Genomic DNA, 17,224 nt, shown 5'->3' with positions numbered 1-17,224 from the left:
CCGGCCCGAAAGCCTCGGCAGTGGCGCGGGGGCGCTACATGTTGGCGGCGGTGCGGCGGACGGTTTCGATCCGGTCGGAATTGGGCGGGTGCGAGCCGAGGAAGGCATCGCCCGGGTCGGGGATGCGGGTAAAATACTGCGCGCCGCGCAGCGGATCGTAGCCCGCGTGCTTGGCGATGATGGTGCCCAGCGAGTCGGCTTCCAGCTCGAATTCCTTGGAAAAGCGCCGGGCGCCGATGCCCGCACCGACGCGGGTGGCGGCCTCGACCGCGGCGTCGCCGCCGCCGCCCACACCCACCAGCGTGCCCAGAACCAGCGCCCCGAAGGTGGCGCTTTCGCGGGTGCGGGGGATGTGCTCCTTGATGTGATGCGCGGCCTCGTGCCCGAGGATGAAGGCCAGTTCGTCCTGGTTTCGGGCATCGGCGATGAGCGCGAGGGTGAAGGCGATCACCGGGCGGCCCGAGCGATCTTCGGTCTGGTAGGCGTTGGCCGGCTCGCCGCGACGGTCATCGACGACGATGAGGAAGTCGCAATTGGCGCGGGGCAGGCGGGCGCGGCACTCGCGCTCGGCCACCGGCTCGACCCGGTTGACCACGCTGACGAAGTTGCGGGCGGCGCGGTTGGCATCGAAGCTGGCGGGCGCGGCACTTGGCGTGGGCTGCGCGGGCGGCTGCGAGGGCGCTGGCATCTCGGTGCACCCGGCCAGAAACGGCAGGGCGACCAGTGCGAAAGAGAAGAATTTCATGGCGATTGCCTCACCTTGGCTGCTCAATATCGAAGGCCAGACTAACAGGGTGTTGCGCCGCGATGTAGCCCCTTGCGTGGCCATGGCGGCAGATTGCCGGGGCAGTGTGTTTCGCGGCTGACAGCCCGGAGCCGGCGGGCTAGGCTGAGGCATGTTTACCATCGAACACGACTTTGACGCGACGGTGATAACGCTGGTCGACGAGGGCAGCACACACCTGCAGGAAGACCTGACGATTCAGGCCTTTGAGGATTGCGTGACCATCGAACAGCTCGATGCCCGCAAGGACGAGGTGCAGAAGATCACCCTGTCGCTGACCCAGCTGCGCGACCTGGCCGCGGCCCTCGATCTGCCCGAAGGCGTCTATCAGCTCCGGCCCCAGACGCAGGGGTGAGCCGGGCCGCTTGACGGCCTCGCCGGGGGGGTGTCAGCCGAGCAGGGTATTGAACAGGCTGCTCGAATTGACCCCGCTCAGGATGGTCAGGGCGGCGCTGGTGCCGCCGGTGTTGGAGGCCTGCCCGTTCAGCTCGGTGCGAACGAGGTAGAGGCGGATGAGCTCTTCACGCGCCTCCGGGTCGGTGAACTGCGAGACCTTGTCACTGCCGAAGATGGCGCGGGCGCGGTCCTTGTAGACCACCAGCTGCCGGTCGAGATCGAGGGCGGCAAAGGCCTCTGGCAGGCCGAATGCGCTATCGAACACGGCGCGCATGGGCGAGCTGCCCATGACGCGGAGCCAGGCGGTATCATTCTCGACCTCGGTATCGGCGGCCAGGCCGGGCAGCTCGCGGTCGAGGTTGAGGGCCAGGCGCAGCTCCTGGGCCTGTTCGCCCACGGCCTCCTCGAACTGGCGGGTGGTGTAGGCCTGCTTGATGCGATCGACGAAGCCGGTCATCTGCTCGGCGGGCCGGTCGCCGAAGATGCCGACGACCTTCTGGCGCATGACCTCGACCTGGGTGTTGTGGTTGAGGGCGCCAAAGCCCTCGGCCACTTCGAAGGTGGAGAGCATCGCTTCGCGCTGGCGCGGGTTGCCCATGACATCGGCCCAGATCTCATCAACCTCGGCGCGCAGGTCGGACTCTCTGCTTGCGCGGACCTCGGCATCCATCTCTTCATCCGCGATCAGGCCGGTCAGCTCATCGAGCTTTTCGACCAGCTCGATGGCGCGGTCGCCCGCCGCCGCGCGCCGGTTGGCCGGGAGCGTATCCGTGCCGGCGCGGATCTGCGCCTCGATGGCGCCGAAGGCGTTGTTGGGGGTGGCGTAATCGCCGAAGCCGAAGGCCTCCGCCAGGCCCTGGTAGCGGGTGTCGGACAGGCGGTTGGACAGGGCTTCGGGATCCTCGGTGCCCTCTTCGAGCACCTTCTTGATGAAGTACTTGTTGCCGATGTCCTCCGACAGGCCGAAGGCGCCGAGCGCGATGCGCAGGAGCCGGAAGTCTTTGACAAGATCATCGGCGGATTTGACGGAGGAGATACGCTCCTCGAACTCGGCCATGTCACGTTCGACGCTGACGGAATTGGCCAGCGCCTCCTGCTGGCTCTCCTGCGTGCGCTGGAGGAATTGCCAACCGAGCAGGCCGCCGAGGGGGACAATGGGCGTGAACATCAGCTTGGCATCGTGTCTGGTGGCAGGGCAGCATGGCCAAGCTCCTGCGCGGCGATCAACCGCTCCTCGCGGGGGATCAGGGCGCGAAGTGACTTGAGCGCTTGGTAATGCTGCCCCTGGCGCACGGCCAGGGTGGCGGCGTCGAGCTGGGTGCGGCTGTCATGGTCGGTGAAGACCTGGCTGAGTTGCTCGATGCCCCGCATGAGCTGAAGATCGGCCTCCGCGGGGGCGGTGTCGCCCGACAGCACGAGTTGGGCGGTATAGCAGACCCGCTTCACCGGCGTCTTGGCCTCTTCTGGGTGAATCGCGTCGCGCAGCCGCAGGATATGCGCACCGGGCGTGACGATGGACAGGCGCGACCGCCTGTCACCGTTTTCGATCACCGCGCCATTGATGAGCACCCGCTCCTTGGGGCTGAGTTTGAGGACGAGGCCACTCATCTGCCTGCCTCCGACCGCCCGCCGAGGCCGCGCATGACCGCCATGTTGATCTCGATCAGCGGCACCACGTCTGCCTTGCGGCGGAGCACCTTGGACGAGTGATGCGCGGTAAAGCGAGCGAGGTAGAAGATGCGGGCGCGCAGATCGGGGGTGAGGCCATTGTCGGCATCGGCCACGTCTGCGGCGAGCGCGGTCCACAGCCGCCGGTTTTCATGCACGGCGGCGGCGAGGGCGTTGAAATTCTTGGAAGCCTTGAGGCGAGATGTGACCCGGCTGAAGGCTGCGTATTCGGTGCTGCGATGGGTGCGCAGCGGGGCCTGCTGGCCGGAGGAATAGGCGCTTTGCGCCAGTTGCACGGAGTTCAAGGCTCTGTCCTTCCACTCAGGGGAGCATTTCGACGAGTAGAGAGCGGGCGGGGCGCCCAGAGCCGTTTTGGCCCTGACCATTCGGCGCCCCGCCCTTCAGTGCGTTAACCGAAGAGCGACAGGATCGACTGCGGTGCCTGGTTGGCGATGGAGAGCGACTGGATGCCCAGCTGCTGCTGCACCTGAAGTGCCTGGAGACGCGCCGAGGCGGCCTCCATGTCGGCATCGACCAGCGAGCCGATGCCGGTGGTCAGGCTGTCGGTCAGGTTGGAGATGAACTCCGACTGGGTCTCGATCCGGCCTTCCACCGAACCGAAGGCCGCAGCGGCGCCGATGGCCGTGTCGATATAGGTTTCGATATTGGCCAGAGCCGCCTCGACACCCTCTGCCGTGGTCACGTCGATGTCGTCGAGACCGGCAAGGCCGCCCGTGGCCTCACCATCGGCCAGGCCATCGACCGCGAGCGCCAGGGCGGCGCCATCGTTGTCGACCTGCAGCGTCCAGGCGCCGGTGGCCTCATCCTGGTAGACGTTGGTCGAGATGTCGGACAGGCCGGCACCGTCGATCGCGATCTTCAGGCCACGCGCCACATCTTCGAAGGTTTCACCCTTGCCGGCGATGTAGTCGTAGTTGGTGCCGCCGACGGAGACGCGGTAGCCGTCACCCTCGCTGACCCCGGACGTGGCCGAGAAGACCACCTCGGAGGAGCGGTCCTCGATGACCGCGCCGGTGAAGCTCGACGCCGGAGCCGCCGGAACGGTGACGCCTTCGAAATCGGCCGAGAAGGTGCCCGATCCGGTGGTCGACCCGTTCACCTCGATATCCTCGAAGGCCGAGGTCGAGTTGATGGTGATGACCGAGCCCGCAACCTCTGCGGTGACATCCTCGATACCGGCGGCGTTGAGCGCGGCGGTGAGGCCGGCGGCAACGTCATCAGTGACCGTGGTGGTCGCCGTGAAGGAAACGGTCTGGCCCGCAACCTGCAGGTTGAACACGTCATCCGCGGCGACGGTGCCCCCGATCGTGACAGCCATGCCGTTGGCGGCATTGGAGAAATCACGGGTGGAAGAGGCATCGAAGTTCTGGCCGGCACCCGCCTGGACGGTGACGTTGCCACCGGTGACAGCCGCATCACCCGCAGTGATCGCCGCGCCGCCGACGAGGGAGGCACCGGTGCCCATCACACCATCATCGAAGGTGAGATCCTGACGGGCCACGGTGATGTCGGAGGCCGCAACATCGCCGGTCGAGGACCGGTCGAGCGAGCTGAGGACGTTGACGTCTTCGGTGCCGGACAGAAGGTTCAACCCGTTGAACTGGGCCGCGCCGACCACCGAGCTGATCTGATCGGTGAGCGCGGCGATATCGGCCTGGAGTTTTTCCTGGTCGACGTTCTCTTCCTGCGCACCGACGATCTTTTCCTTCATCTGCACGAGCAGGTCGGTGACGGTTTCGGAGCCGTTGCGGGCCACGGCGACGGTGCTGTCGCCGAGAGACAGGCTCTCGGAGATGGCCTTGAAGCCACGCACGTCGGATTCCATCACTTTCGAGATCGCCCAGATGGCGGAGTTGTCGCGGGCGGAGCCCACGGATTTACCGGTCGAGATTTCGGCCTGGGTCTGTTCGAGCGACGAGTTGATGCCGCGGAGCGTCTGCAGGGCCACCATCGAGCTGGTGTTGGTAAGAATACTGGACATGGTTCCTTTGGTCCTTTCAGATGGGCGCTTTGCGCCATTTCGGAAGGTCGCCGGGAAAGGCGACAAAATCCGGTTTCACCGTGTTGCGGACCATTTGCCGGGCCGCGCCACCCACGAAGGTGCGAGGGCGAACCTGAACCAACGAGCTTAAGGGATCTCTAATATGCCCCCCTGCGCGGCTTCATTTTTCAGGACGATTTGACGGGAAATCACAAGGAATTGGATCGATTGGAGCCTTGGCCTTTCGGAGCCCGGAATAGGGGAGGGCTGCGGACACCGACTGCTTGGTCGGATCACAAGGGAAGCAGCGCCGTGGGGGCTGGCGCAGGCTCCAATTTCCGGACGGATTTGGCGCTCAAGCGCGGCGTTCGAAACTGGAGCGAACCGGCCCGAGATCCTGCCGCTTTCCCTTGTCCGTATAGGTGTCGAGATGTTCGGTTGCGCGGCGGGTTTCGCTCAGACGACGCGCCACGGCCCGCAGCCCGCGCTGGGCCGCATCGAGCAGGCGGTCATTGCCGCGCGAACTGACCGAAAGCGCCTCCAGCTGGGTCTGTGTCAGCGAATCGGCCTGCGCCTCGATCTCTTTCAACAGGCTGTGCTTTTCTTCATAGAGCGCCTCCAGCTTGGTGAAGTCGCCCTCCTTCAAGGCCTCGCGTTCAGCTGCCATGAGGGCCTGTGCCCGCTCGTAAAGTTCTGTGTTTTCAGTCATGTGTTCGCGCCTTCAAGCTATCGAAGATATGTTCGGCGAGGCCGATGCCGCCGTGGCGGGCCATCGACATCGCCTGCTCCTGCCTCAGAAACGAGGAAAACCCCTCTTCGCCCGCGCCCCCGCCAAAACTTTCGCGCACATCGCCCAGGCCGGCCTGCGAGAGCATCTCGTTCAAGAAGCTCGCTTCCAGCTCGACCGCCAGTTTGCGCAGCGCGAGATCGCGTGCAGGCTCCACCGGGCTGGCGGCTTGAGAAACAGGGAGAATCGGTTGCATCGGGAGCCTCTCAAATTGCGGCGATTTTGAGGCACTAGGCCAGAAACCGGTAAAGGATTGGTAACCGACTCACGGCATTCTGCATCCAACTTGCCAGAAGGATCAGGTCGAAATGCAGAATGCGATGTCGTCGGATATGGGCGTCTTTTCGGTTGGCCCGGCCGCCGCGAATGCTGCCGGGAACCATGCCCGCAATGGTGGAAAGGATGGCCAGGAAAGCACCGGGGATTGGGCCGAGGTCTATGCCGCGCAGCAGTCCAGGGCTGCTCCTGCCGATAGGTCGAGTACGAATTCCGGGGGGGCGGAAGCCACGCCGGATGCGGCGGCGGTCGTTGGATCTGATGACATTGCGGATGCGGTCGGGGACCTCGCGGATGTCGAGGGTACAACGGAGGATATTCTGTTGGAGCAGCCCGATGTCGAGGATTCGGCAGAGGGTGTGGGTGACGGCTTTGAGGTGGATGAAGCGGGGCAGCCCGGGCGTGTCGAAGACACAAGTGGCATGGCGATTTCGGCGCAGGGGCCTGAGGTTGATCTGGTGAAGCCCCGGGCTGACGGGCCCGATGGAGAGGCTTCGCCAAGGGCTTTGGCCGGCGATGCGGTCGATATGGCGCGCGCCGGGGCGGGGGATGACATAGAGGCGCGGCCGGAGAGCTTGCCGGAGACCGCAGAGGCTTCTAGCATGGGTCGCGGCTTTGCGTCGGATGAAATGCGGAGGGCCGCAGTCACAGAGGGTGAGGCGCGCCAGGCCCGTTCCGAGGAGATCCTGCGCGCGGCTGCCGGGCAATCCGCCGAAGCTCGCGATGCAGGCAGCCGCAATCCGATCCACTCAACGGCGCTGGCCGCCGGTGACGCGGACCCGGATCACGCAACGGCTGAAATGGCTTCTGGCCGCGCAGTTGGAATGACGGCGCGAACCACACCTCTTGGGGCGCCCAGTGTTGATCGGCGGGGCGCGGAGCTGTCGGCGGCCCTGGCTGAGCAGGAGAGCGGGGACCGGGTTGGCGGTGCGGTTGAGGGCGAGGAAGTTGCTGCGGTTGCCGAGGGAACGACAGAACGGGAGGCTCCACGGCAGACGCGCCAGACTGCCGGGGCACCTGAGGTGATGCGGGCGGCCGCCGCGACCAATGTTACGGCCATGGTGAGTGGTGCAGACTTGCAGGCGACGCAGTTCGCGGCGGAGGTGTCTGATGGGCCCGGCATTGCGGAATTGCGGCCGACCGCATCGGTTGCAGGCATGGGTGCCGCCACGGTTCTTCCTCCGGGCGCGACAGTGCCCCAGCGGGTGGCCACGCAGGTGGCAGAGGTCTTTCGGCCTCTGCCGGATGGCCCCGTAGAGCTGCGTCTGCATCCGGAAGAATTGGGGCGGTTGAAGCTATCGTTCACGGGTGGGGAAGCCGGGCTGCATGTGGTGGTCGCGGCGGAGCGGCCGGAAACCCTGGATATGATGCGCCGGAATATCGACCTGCTGGCGCAGGAGATGCGGCGGCTTGGGCATGAGGGTGCCCAGTTCAGCTTTGCCGGGGACGACCCTGCCTTCAGCCAGAAGGACACGGGGGCGCAGGGCCAGGGGCACAAGATCGGCTGGGCTGGCGACACCGGCGAGCCCGGCTCCACGACCGGTAGGCCGGGCATCACACAACACCCCGGACTTCGCCTCGGCGCAGACGGGCTTGATCTGCGTCTTTGAGAGGAGCGTGACATGGAAACCAGTTCCGCTACGGCGGCCTCCGGTGCCTCGGGAAACACGGGCCAATCGAGTCAGGGCTATATCAACTCGGACTTCGAAACCTTCCTGAAAATGATGACCACGCAGCTGCAGAACCAGGACCCGCTGAACCCGCTCGACAGTGCCGATTTCGCCCTGCAGCTCGCCACCTTCTCCAATGTCGAACAGCAGGTGCGCACCAACGTTCTGCTCGAGAATCTCGGCGTTCAGATGGGGATGACCGGGATGTCGGAGTTGGCGAATTTCGTCGGGATGGAAACCCGGGTCGCCGCCCCGGCGCGCTTCACCGGCGCACCGATCGAAATGACGCTGGATGTGGCGAAGGGAGCCGATGGCGGTGTGCTGGTGGTGTACGACGAGTTCGGCGCGGAGAAACAGCGCCTGACGATCGATACGGCGGCGCCTTTCCATGTTTGGCAAGGGGTGGATGAAAGCGGAGAGCGCTTTGAGGACGGGCTCTATAGTTTCACCGTGGAGAGCTACCGCGGCGAGGAACTGGTCGGGAGCAGCCAGGCCGCGGTTTACGCCCGGGTGGAGGAGGCGCGGATCGAGAATGGCGAGACGGTGCTGTTGCTGAACAGCGGTGTGACTGTGCCGGCGTCCAGCGTGACGGCCCTGCGGTTTCCGGTGGTCTATGAGGCCCCGGCTGATGTGACGGAGGAGGGGGCAGGAGAGGTGTGAGAGGAGGTGACTGGCGCAGGGACGGGTGGGTAGCAGACTGTGTGCGCCACGGCTCCTTGGGTTTGGGTCTTGGGGCGGATGCTGTCGGAGATGGCTGGTCCGCGGGGCTTCAGGACTTCAGGCAGTTAAATATCGGGTAGAGAGGTCCGAACGCTCGGCGACTGGCGGGTTAGCCGGCTTTGGGTTGCGGGTAGGCACCGGGGATTTGCCGCGCTCGGGAAGGGCCCCGCTGCCTGGAACAGGCGGGGCAGGCATTGCTCGCTCAGCGGGACTGGGTGGATGTTGATGAGAGGGCGCGGTGTGGCGAGCGGTGCCGGACCATGCCGTTGGGGCCCGTCTGGCCTGGTTGGCGCGGCGCGATTTTCCGGGCTTGCCGCGCGTCGCGAGGCCATCGACAGCGCCGTGAGGGCTGTCGGGGAGAGGTCAGAGGCCTCGGGTCAGCGCCACGGCGCAGAGCGCCAGAGCGGCGCCGAGGGTGGTCCAGCCGATCCGGTGCAGCAGCTTTCCGCCTTGCGGGCGGGGCGGCGGCGGGGTGGCCTGGGCGATGAGGGCGCGTTCAAGGAGTGCCGGGAGGCGGGGACCGAAGCGGACGGCGACGCGGGCGGTTTCCTTCAGGTCGTGGAGCAGGGCGGCGGGGCCGACATTTCGCTTCACGTAGTCTTCGACCACCGGGCGCGCGGCCTGCCAGATGTTGATGTTGGGATGCAGCGAGCGTGCCACGCCCTCGACAACGACCATGGTGCGCTGGAGCAGGATCAGCTCGGTGCGGGTTTCCATGCCGAAGCGCTCGGTCACCTCGAAGAGGTAGGAGAGCAGCCGCGCCATGGAAATATGGGTCGCATCCATGCCGAAGATCGGCTCGCCCACGGCCCGGAGCGCGCGGGCGAACTCGTCGACATCGCGGTCGGCGGGAACATAGCCGGCCTCGAAATGCACCTCGGCCACGCGCTTGTAATCCTTGCGGATGAACCCCATCAGGATCTCGGCATAGACACGGCGGGTGTACTCGTCGATCCGGCCCATGATGCCGAAATCCAGCGCGATGATCTCGCCGCCGGGGGCCACCTTGAGGTTGCCCTGATGCATGTCGGCGTGGAACAGCCCGTCGCGCAGGGCGTGGCGCAGGAAGAGCGAGAGCACGCGTTCGCCGAGCGCGACCCGATCATGGCCCGCGGCGTCGATCGCGGCGAGGTCGTTCAGGGAAAAGCCCTCGGCCCATTCCAGCGTCATCACGTGGCGCGAGGAGAGCGGCCAGAAGGGGCGGGGCACGATGAAGCCCTCGTCGCCCTCAGTGTTCTCGGCAAATTCGGAGGCGGCGGAGGTCTCGAGCCGCATGTCGAGCTCGCCGGCCACCACGCCTTCGAAATGCTCGATCACATCGCGGGGGCGCAACCGGCGTGACGCGGGCGAGAGCGCCTCGATCATGGCGGCAGCAAAATAGAAGGCATCGACATCGCGGGCGAAGGCGCGCTCGATCCCGGGGCGCAGCACCTTGACCGCCACCTCGCGGCCATCGTCGAGCCGCACCGCCTTGTGGACCTGGGCGATTGAGGCCGCCGCGACGGGCTCGGAAAACTCGGAAAACAGCGCATCGACGGGCTGGCCGAGCTCTGCCTCGACGACGCGGATCGCCTCATCACGCGGGAAGGGGGGCAGCTTGTCCTGCAGGACCATGAGCTGCTGCGCCAGTTCCGGGCCCACCACGTCGGGCCGGGTCGAGAGGATCTGGCCGAACTTGATGTACGCCGGGCCGAGGGCGGTGAGGGCGCGTGTGACGGGTGGCTGCGACGGATCGCCCTTCAGCCCCAGCCATTTGAACGGCCAGCCGAGCACGCGCGCCGCCACCCGCAGGGGCCGGGGCGCGTCCATCGCCTCCAGCGCCACGCCCATGGCCCCGGTGCGCTCGAAGGTCGCCCCGGTGCGGATCAGCCGCCAGATGTTGTGAGGTCCGCGCATCGCCCCTCAGAGCTTCCAGCCGGAGTGCAGCGCCGCGACGCCCATGGTCAGGTTGCGATATTTCACCTGCTCGAAGCCGGCGGTGCGGATCATCGACGCGAATTCTTCCTGCGGCGGGAACTTGCGGATGCTTTCGACGAGATACTGGTAGCTGTCGCGGTCGCCCGTCACCAGCTTGCCGAGCCCCGGGATCACGTTGAAGGAATAGGCGTCATAAGCCTTTTGCATCAGGGGGTTGGGGAGCTGGGAGAACTCCAGCACCATGAGCCGTCCGCCGGGGCGGAGCACGCGGAAGGCCTCCGCGAGCGCATCGGCGATGCGGGTCACGTTCCGGATGCCGAAGGAGATGGTGTAGGTGTCGAAGCTGCCGCTTTCGAAGGGCAGGGCCATGGCATCGCCCACCACCCAGTCGAGCCGTTCGGCCATGTCGGCGGCCTCGGCGCGCTTGCGGCCCTCGATCAGCATGGCCTCTGTCATGTCGCAGACCGTGGCCGTGGCCCCCTCGCCGGCGCGGGTGAGATAGCGGAAGGCGACATCGCCGGTGCCGCCGGCCACATCGAGCAGGCGGGTGCCGGGGCGGGGGGCCAGCCAGTCCATCATGGCGTCCTTCCAGATGCGGTGAATCCCGCCGCTCATCAGGTCGTTCATGATGTCGTATTTGCTGGCCACGGAGGAAAACACCCCATGCACCTTCCCGGCCTTTTCGGCCTCGGGAACCTCGGTGAAGCCGAAATGCGTGGTTTTTCCGTCGTCTGCCATGGGTTTGCCCAAATCTGTTCTCAAACCGGATATAGGCAATTCCGCGCGGATACAAACGCGCCAAAGCAACGCAGGAGGCCGGGCATGGATGATACGGAACGGATGTGGATGTGGCTGCTTGCCACCGCCCTCGACAATCCGGTTGCCACGGTCATGCTGGCGGGTGCGGCCGTTGCGCTGGTGATCGTCGCCTATGTGGCCGTGTTCTACGTTATTCCCGGCCTGCTGATCCGTGCCGGGGTGCGCAAGCTGGAGAGCATGACCGCTCCGAAGGATGTCGAGGGGCGGCAGGTGGAGCGGACGGTTGGCGCAAGGGTGATGGGGCAGCGCGACATTGGCCTGCTGGCCTCGCGCGGGATGGCGAAACCGGCGGAGCAGAGCCTGAACGCCACGGTGATGCGCACCACCTGGGGGCTGCGGCTTTCGACGGTGCTGTTCTCGGGGCTGGCCGTTGCGATGGCCTTCAATTTCGACCCGGCGGACCAGATGATGAGCACGCTGATGCCGCCGCTGATCGCGGGCATGGCGCTTCTGGCGCTGGCGCATGTGTTTTCCTACGAGCTGCGCTATGACCGGGATGTGCTGATCTCGCAGAGCCTGATCCAGTTTCGCCGCGAGCGGGCCTGGAAGGAGCTGGTGGACCTCAAGGACGAGGGGCGGGGCGTGTATCGGCTGGTGTTTGCGGATGGCAAGAAGATGCGGGTGCAGAAGTACCTGGTGGGGATGAGCGACTTTCTCACCCTCGCCAGCCGGCATATTCGCGGGCAGGCCAGCTACGCCTGAGGGCTTGCGGGCCGGGAGCGGGAGGCTAGGTTTGGCGTCTGACGCCTGACCCGGAGCCGACATGCCCGAACTGCCAGAGGTGGAGACCGTGCGACGCGGCCTGCTGCCCGCCATGGAGAACATCGAAATCGCCGAGGCCCGGGTGAACCGGGAGGGCCTGCGCTGGCCGTTTCCGCCGGGCATGGCCGAGCGGCTCACCGGGCAGCGGGTGCTGGGGCTGCGGCGGCGGAGCAAGTATATCCTGGCCGATCTGAGCAGCGGCGAGACGCTGCTGATTCACCTTGGCATGAGCGGGCGGATGCGGGTGAGTGGCGAGGGGCTCGATCTGGCGCCGGGGGTGTTTCATCACGCCCATCCGGCACCGGAGAAGCATGACCACGTGGTGCTCGACATGGCCAATGGCGCGCGGGTCACCTTCAACGATGCGCGGCGCTTCGGGGTGATGGACCTTGTCCCGACGGCGCAGGCCGAGGCGCACAGGCTGCTGGCAGAGCTGGGGCCGGAGCCGCTGGGCAACAGCTTCAACGAGGCGCATCTGATCGCCGCCTTCCGGGGCCGTAACACCCCGGTGAAATCGGCGTTGCTCGACCAGAAGATCGTGGCCGGGCTGGGCAATATCTATGTATGCGAGGTACTGCACCGCACCGGCATTTCACCTGTCCGCAAGGCCGGGAAGATTGGCGAAAGCCGGGTGGCGAGCCTTGTTCCGACGATCCGGGACGTGTTGGGCGAGGCGATAGAGGCGGGCGGCTCCAGCCTGCGCGACCACCGGCAAGCCTCTGGCGAGCTTGGATATTTTCAGCACCGCTTTGCCGCCTACGACCGCGAGGGCCATCCGTGCTCCACCCCCGGTTGCGCAGGCGAGATCGCCCGGATCGTGCAATCGGGGCGCTCCACCTTCTATTGCAGAACATGTCAAAGATAACTTGCAGAGCGGTCTGACCCTGCTAACAAAGGGAGGCTTGGCACGACCGAAAGGACCGCCACCTCATGGCCTATGAAACCATTGTCGTCGAAACCGCCGACCATGTCAGCCTCATCCGCCTCAACCGCCCCGAAGCCCTGAACGCCCTGAATGCCAAGCTCATCGGAGAGCTTGCCGCGGCCGTGTCGGAGGCCGATGGCGACAAGGGGGTGCGCTGTATCGTCATCACCGGATCGGAGAAGGCCTTTGCCGCCGGCGCGGATATTTCGGAGATGGCCGACAAGGATTTTGTCGATGTCTTTGCGGGCGACATGTTCGGCCCCGAGATTGACCGCATCCTTTCCTGCCGCAAACCCATCATCGCCGCCGTTTCGGGCTATGCGCTGGGCGGGGGCTGCGAGCTGGCGATGATGTGCGATTTCATCATTGCCTCGGATACCGCCAAGTTCGGCCAGCCCGAGATCAACCTCGGCGTCATCGCCGGGATCGGAGGCACCCAGCGGCTGACCCGGTTCGTCGGCAAGGCCAAGAGCATGGACATGCATCTGACCGGCCGGTTCATGGATGCCGAGGAAGCGGAGCGCAGCGGGCTTGTCAGCCGCGTGGTGCCCGCCAAGAAGCTGGTCGACGAGGCAATGAGCGCGGCCCAGAAGATTGCCGAGAAATCCGCGATCAGCGTGAAGGCGGCCAAGGAGGCTGTGAACCGCGCCTACGAGATGCCGATGCGGGAAGGGCTGCTGTTTGAACGGCGGCTGTTCCATGGGCTGTTTGCCACCGAGGATCAGAAGGAGGGCATGAAGGCCTTCCTGGAAAAGCGCGAGCCGCAGTTTCGCGACAAGTAGGGCGGCGGGCCCGCCCTGCGGCACAATTTACCTTTGCAAACGGCGGCAGGGCCTGTATATGCCCGCCGATACATGCGTGTGAGGCCCGCTCTGGCCAGAATCTTCCGGTTGTGAACCCGGGGTCGGGTCTTTCCGCGCAATCCAGTTTTGATGCACGACCTGACGAAAGAGAAACACCATGGCCAATTCGCCCCAGTCCAAGAAACGCGCACGCCAGAACGAGCGCCGCTTTGCGATCAACAAAGCCCGCCGCTCGCGCATTCGCACCAGCCTGCGCAAAGTCGAGGAGGCCATCGCCTCCGGTGACAAGGATGCCGCCACCGCCGCCCTCCGCGCAGCCCAGCCCGAGCTGATGCGCGGCGTGACCAAAGGCGTCTACCACAAGAACACCGCTGCCCGGAAAATCTCGCGCCTCAGCGCCCGGGTGAAGTCCATCGGCAGCTGAGTCGCTGCGACATTTATACCAAGGGGCGCCACCTTCGGGTCGGCGCCCTTTTTTGTTCTCGCAATGCCGGAAGCCCATAAAAACTAGGTCCTTCAGAGGGGTGGCCAGATTCGGCGGGAAAAAGGATGAGTCAAGTCAAAAGGTCAGTTGCCCGGGCGCGCGGCAGCTTGCTATCACCAATCCTGCGATTCACATCGCCTTGGGGGGACATGGCCGTTTCAAGCCGGGTTCCGGGCTTCAGGGGAAGCGCTGCACCGGACCGAATGGATGAAACGGGTTGCTGTCGATTGAGCTCTGACAAAGTGGCTGCCATGCCGTTTTGGAGGTTCTCTGCTGCTGACACAACATGTCCGAAGATGATGTCACTGGCCGACGGGCAAAGCTTGCGCCCGTATGGTCTGCCTTTTGATTGCTCAGCCGAGCAGCCCGTGCGGAATGCCGCTTCGGGCCAAGGAGTGGCATTGTCTTGACCCCAGAGCGCGTGGGCCGTTGGTGTGCGGGCCGCCGGGATTAGGCAGGGGCGGTTTGTTTGAGTGATGAACAAACATAAGATGGGACAGGACAGTCATAATGCCACAGACCAGATGGGGCCAGGTCAGCCAGTCGCTCAAGTCGACAGTCGGGCAAAACAATTTCAAGACGTGGATCGAGCCGCTCAAACTCAACAGCCTTGAAGACGGGGTTGCGCATTTCGAGGTTCCGACGAACTTCTTCGGCAACTGGGTGAGCCGCAACTTCTCCGACACGATCGTAAAGCAGATGAGCCGCGACGGGCTCGAGGTGCGCCGGCTGGAGTTTCGGGTTCCCTCGTCCAAGGCACCGGCTGCTGCCGCCGCCCAAGAGACCCAGCCCGCCGACGTGCAGGCGGCCCCCGCTGGCGGCGCCCGCGCCGCTGCGGCAAGCCCCGGTCGGCGTGGTGCCTATGGCACCGCCGGCGAGAACGGCACGGCCGACGATGACCTGCCCGGCGCCAACCTCGACGAGCGTTTCAACTTCGACAGCTTCGTTGTCGGCAAGCCCAACCAGCTGGCCTATACCGCCGCGCGGCGGGTGTCGGAGGGTGGCCCGCTCACCTTCAACCCGCTGTTCCTCTATGGCGGCTCCGGCCTCGGCAAGACCCACCTGATGCATGCCATCGCCTGGGCGCTGAAGGAGAACTGCCCGGAGAAGAAGGTGGTTTACCTGTCGTCCGACCAGTTCATGTATCGCTTTGTCCGCGCCCTGCGCGAAGACGGGATGCACGAGTTCAAGCAGGCCTTCCGCTCGGTCGACGTGCTGATGGTCGATGACATCCAGTTCTTTGCCGGCAAGAACAGCACGCAGGAAGAGTTCTTTCATACCTTCAACGCGCTGGCCGATCAGAACAAGCAGATCGTCATCTCGGCCGACCGCCCGCCCCATGACATCAAGAAGATCGAGGACCGGATCGCCAGCCGTCTGGCCAGCGGCCTTGTCGTCGACCTGCACCCGACCGATTACGAGCTGCGCCTCGGCATCCTTCAGCAGAAGGCCGATTTCTACCGCAGCCATTACGGCAACCTCGAGATCTCCAAGCATGTGCTGGAGTTCCTCGCCCATCGCATCACCGGCAACGTGCGCACCCTCGAGGGCGCGCTGACCCGGATCTTCGCCTTCGGCAACCTTGTGGGCCGCGAAGTGACGCTGGACATGGTGCAGGAGTGCCTTGCCGACCTGCTGCGCGCCTCCGAGCGCAAGCTGACCATCGAGGAGATCCAGCGCCGGGTGTGCGAGCATTTCAACGTGCGCATCTCCGACATGACCGGCCCCAAGCGGCACCGCACCATTGCCCGCCCGCGCCAGGTGGCGATGTTTCTTGCCAAGGGCATGACCTCGCGCTCGCTGCCCGAGATCGGCCGCCGCTTTGGCAATCGCGACCACACGACGGTGCTTTACGCGATCCGCAAGATCGAGGAGCTGGTGCAGACCGACAGCGGCCTGGCCGACGATATCGAGATGCTGAAGCGGATGCTGGAAGCCTAGGGCGCGCGGTGGGGCACACCCCACCCTTCGCCCGTGTCCGGGGGTGCTCTTGACGCTCCCCGAAAACTCACGAAACTGCGAGAAACAACTTGCCGTCGGGGGGGATTTGCATAGTCTGCGCCTCCCGGCACCATGGGGGACAGAGCAATGAAATTCTCGATCGAGCGGGCCGTTCTGCTGAAGGCCATCGCGCAGGCGCAGTCGGTCGTTGAGCGCCGCAACACCATTCCGATCCTCGCCAACGTGCTGATCGAGGCCGAGGGCGATGGCGTGCAGTTCAGAGCCACGGACCTCGATATCGAGGTGGTCGACAAGGCTCCGGCCATGGTCGAGAAGGCGGGTGCCACCACGGTGAGCGCCGTGACGCTGCACGAGATCGTGCGCAAGCTCCCCGACGGGGCGCAGGTGCAGCTTTCCGATGACAGCGCGGCAGGCCGGTTGACGGTGGAGGCCGGGCGCTCGAACTTCCAGCTTGCGACCCTGCCGAAAGAGGATTTTCCGGTGATGGCGTCGAGTGAATATGGTGCCAACTTCAGCGCCAATGCCGCCACGCTGCGCCGCCTGTTCGACAAGAGCAAGTTTGCGATCTCCACCGAGGAGACGCGCTATTACCTCAACGGCGTCTACATGCATGTGGCCACCGGAGAAGACGGCCAGGCGCTGCGCTGCGTGGCGACCGACGGCCACCGGCTGGCCCGCGTGGATGCGCCTCTGCCCCAGGGCGCCGAGACCATGCCCGGCGTGATCGTGCCCCGCAAGACGGTGGGCGAGCTGCGCAAGCTGCTGGAAGACGATGAAACCCAGATCGCCGTATCGGTCAGCGAGACCAAGGTGCGCTTTGCCACGCCCGAGATCACCCTGACGAGCAAGGTGATCGACGGCACCTTCCCCGATTACACCCGCGTCATCCCGACCGGCAACACCAAGCGGCTCGAAGTGGACGCCGCCGAGTTTGCCAAGGCGGTCGACCTTGTGTCGACGGTGAGCAGCGAGCGGTCGCGGGCGGTGAAACTCTCGCTCGACGAAGACCGGCTGGTGCTGTCGGTCAATTCGCCCGACAGTGGCGCCGGTTCGGCCGAGCTGGCGGTGGCCTATGGCGATGAGCACCTCGAGATCGGCTTCAACGCCAAGTATCTCACCGAGATCGCAAGCCAGGTGGACCGGGAGAACGCGGTGTTCCTGTTCAACTCCGCCGGTGATCCGACGCTGATGCGCGAAGGCTCCGACACCTCGGCGCTCTATGTCGTGATGCCGATGCGGGTCTGATGGA

At 65.3% G+C, this 17,224-nt stretch carries 18 protein-coding genes; 9 read left to right on the top strand and 9 right to left on the bottom strand.

The annotated features are described in order from the left end of the window. Window positions 1-34: 34 nt before the first annotated feature. Window positions 35-745: a M48 family metallopeptidase gene (locus GTH22_RS13440; RefSeq protein ID WP_252945888.1), complete on the bottom strand. Its 711-nt coding sequence runs from the start codon at window positions 743-745 to the stop codon at window positions 35-37. Window positions 746-896: 151 nt separating this feature from the next. Between GTH22_RS13440 and GTH22_RS13435 the strand changes: the two genes are divergently transcribed. Continuing rightward, window positions 897-1,139, top strand: coding sequence for a hypothetical protein (locus tag GTH22_RS13435; RefSeq protein ID WP_252945878.1), 243 nt, complete (start codon window positions 897-899; stop codon window positions 1,137-1,139). A 33-nt stretch (window positions 1,140-1,172) separates the two neighbouring features. Here the strand turns inward: GTH22_RS13435 and GTH22_RS13430 are convergent, their stop codons facing one another. From GTH22_RS13430 to GTH22_RS13400, 6 genes are all read right to left on the bottom strand, one after another. Further along, on the bottom strand, window positions 1,173-2,348 hold the full coding sequence (locus GTH22_RS13430; protein WP_252945876.1) for a DUF1217 domain-containing protein: 1,176 nt from the start codon (window positions 2,346-2,348) through the stop codon (window positions 1,173-1,175). After that, on the bottom strand, window positions 2,348-2,788 hold the full coding sequence (gene flbT, locus GTH22_RS13425; protein ID WP_252945875.1) for a flagellar biosynthesis repressor FlbT: 441 nt from the start codon (window positions 2,786-2,788) through the stop codon (window positions 2,348-2,350). Before flbT ends, GTH22_RS13430 begins: the two co-directional genes overlap by 1 nt. Continuing rightward, window positions 2,785-3,144 carry a flagellar biosynthesis regulator FlaF gene (flaF, locus tag GTH22_RS13420; RefSeq protein ID WP_371928386.1) on the bottom strand — a complete coding sequence of 120 codons (360 nt, stop codon included), beginning with the start codon at window positions 3,142-3,144 and terminating at the stop codon, window positions 2,785-2,787. Before flaF ends, flbT begins: the two co-directional genes overlap by 4 nt. 113 nt (window positions 3,145-3,257) lie before the next feature. Continuing rightward, on the bottom strand, window positions 3,258-4,850 hold the full coding sequence (locus GTH22_RS22220; RefSeq protein ID WP_305884663.1) for a flagellin: 1,593 nt from the start codon (window positions 4,848-4,850) through the stop codon (window positions 3,258-3,260). A gap of 355 nt (window positions 4,851-5,205) precedes the next feature. Further along, window positions 5,206-5,559 carry a flagellar export chaperone FlgN gene (locus GTH22_RS13405; protein WP_252945871.1) on the bottom strand — a complete coding sequence of 118 codons (354 nt, stop codon included), beginning with the start codon at window positions 5,557-5,559 and terminating at the stop codon, window positions 5,206-5,208. Continuing rightward, window positions 5,552-5,833 (bottom strand): rod-binding protein, encoded by a 282-nt coding sequence (locus GTH22_RS13400; protein ID WP_252945869.1) that lies wholly within the window; start codon window positions 5,831-5,833, stop codon window positions 5,552-5,554. Before GTH22_RS13400 ends, GTH22_RS13405 begins: the two co-directional genes overlap by 8 nt. Window positions 5,834-5,945: 112 nt before the next feature. Here GTH22_RS13400 and GTH22_RS13395 point away from each other — a divergent pair, with 112 nt between their 5' ends. Beyond that, a complete protein-coding gene (locus tag GTH22_RS13395) occupies window positions 5,946-7,523 on the top strand; it encodes a flagellar hook-length control protein FliK (protein ID WP_252945867.1) in 1,578 nt (525 codons plus the stop codon). Window positions 7,524-7,535: 12 nt separating this feature from the next. Beyond that, window positions 7,536-8,243 carry a flagellar hook capping FlgD N-terminal domain-containing protein gene (locus tag GTH22_RS13390; RefSeq protein ID WP_252945865.1) on the top strand — a complete coding sequence of 236 codons (708 nt, stop codon included), beginning with the start codon at window positions 7,536-7,538 and terminating at the stop codon, window positions 8,241-8,243. Window positions 8,244-8,666: 423 nt separating this feature from the next. Here the strand turns inward: GTH22_RS13390 and ubiB are convergent, their stop codons facing one another. Beyond that, the gene (gene ubiB / locus GTH22_RS13385) at window positions 8,667-10,199 is read right to left on the bottom strand and encodes a 2-polyprenylphenol 6-hydroxylase (RefSeq protein ID WP_252945863.1); all 1,533 of its coding nucleotides are present in this window, start codon (window positions 10,197-10,199) and stop codon (window positions 8,667-8,669) included. A gap of 6 nt (window positions 10,200-10,205) precedes the next feature. Beyond that, entirely contained in the window at window positions 10,206-10,958 is a 753-nt protein-coding gene (ubiE, locus tag GTH22_RS13380) for a bifunctional demethylmenaquinone methyltransferase/2-methoxy-6-polyprenyl-1,4-benzoquinol methylase UbiE (RefSeq protein ID WP_252945861.1), read from the bottom strand. A gap of 84 nt (window positions 10,959-11,042) precedes the next feature. Here ubiE and GTH22_RS13375 point away from each other — a divergent pair, with 84 nt between their 5' ends. From GTH22_RS13375 to dnaN, 6 genes are all read left to right on the top strand, one after another. Then, window positions 11,043-11,741 carry a hypothetical protein gene (locus tag GTH22_RS13375; RefSeq protein ID WP_252945859.1) on the top strand — a complete coding sequence of 233 codons (699 nt, stop codon included), beginning with the start codon at window positions 11,043-11,045 and terminating at the stop codon, window positions 11,739-11,741. 61 nt (window positions 11,742-11,802) lie between these two features. Continuing rightward, window positions 11,803-12,666: a bifunctional DNA-formamidopyrimidine glycosylase/DNA-(apurinic or apyrimidinic site) lyase gene (gene mutM, locus GTH22_RS13370; RefSeq protein WP_252945857.1), complete on the top strand. Its 864-nt coding sequence runs from the start codon at window positions 11,803-11,805 to the stop codon at window positions 12,664-12,666. A gap of 65 nt (window positions 12,667-12,731) precedes the next feature. Beyond that, window positions 12,732-13,508, top strand: coding sequence for an enoyl-CoA hydratase (locus GTH22_RS13365; RefSeq protein WP_252945855.1), 777 nt, complete (start codon window positions 12,732-12,734; stop codon window positions 13,506-13,508). 178 nt (window positions 13,509-13,686) lie between these two features. Further along, complete coding sequence (rpsT, locus tag GTH22_RS13360) at window positions 13,687-13,953, top strand: 30S ribosomal protein S20 (RefSeq protein ID WP_252945853.1); 267 nt, start codon at window positions 13,687-13,689, stop codon at window positions 13,951-13,953. Between the two features lie 570 nt (window positions 13,954-14,523). Beyond that, window positions 14,524-15,954 carry a chromosomal replication initiator protein DnaA gene (gene dnaA / locus GTH22_RS13355; RefSeq protein WP_252945850.1) on the top strand — a complete coding sequence of 477 codons (1,431 nt, stop codon included), beginning with the start codon at window positions 14,524-14,526 and terminating at the stop codon, window positions 15,952-15,954. 147 nt (window positions 15,955-16,101) lie between these two features. Next, window positions 16,102-17,220 (top strand): DNA polymerase III subunit beta, encoded by a 1,119-nt coding sequence (gene dnaN, locus GTH22_RS13350; protein WP_252945848.1) that lies wholly within the window; start codon window positions 16,102-16,104, stop codon window positions 17,218-17,220. Window positions 17,221-17,224 lie beyond the last annotated feature (4 nt).

Source organism: Oceanicola sp. 502str15 (assembly GCF_024105635.1).
Taxonomy (GTDB): Bacteria; Pseudomonadota; Alphaproteobacteria; order Rhodobacterales; family Rhodobacteraceae; genus Vannielia.
Note: the sequence above shows the minus strand (reverse complement) of the source record. Positions and strands in the feature narration are given on the sequence as shown.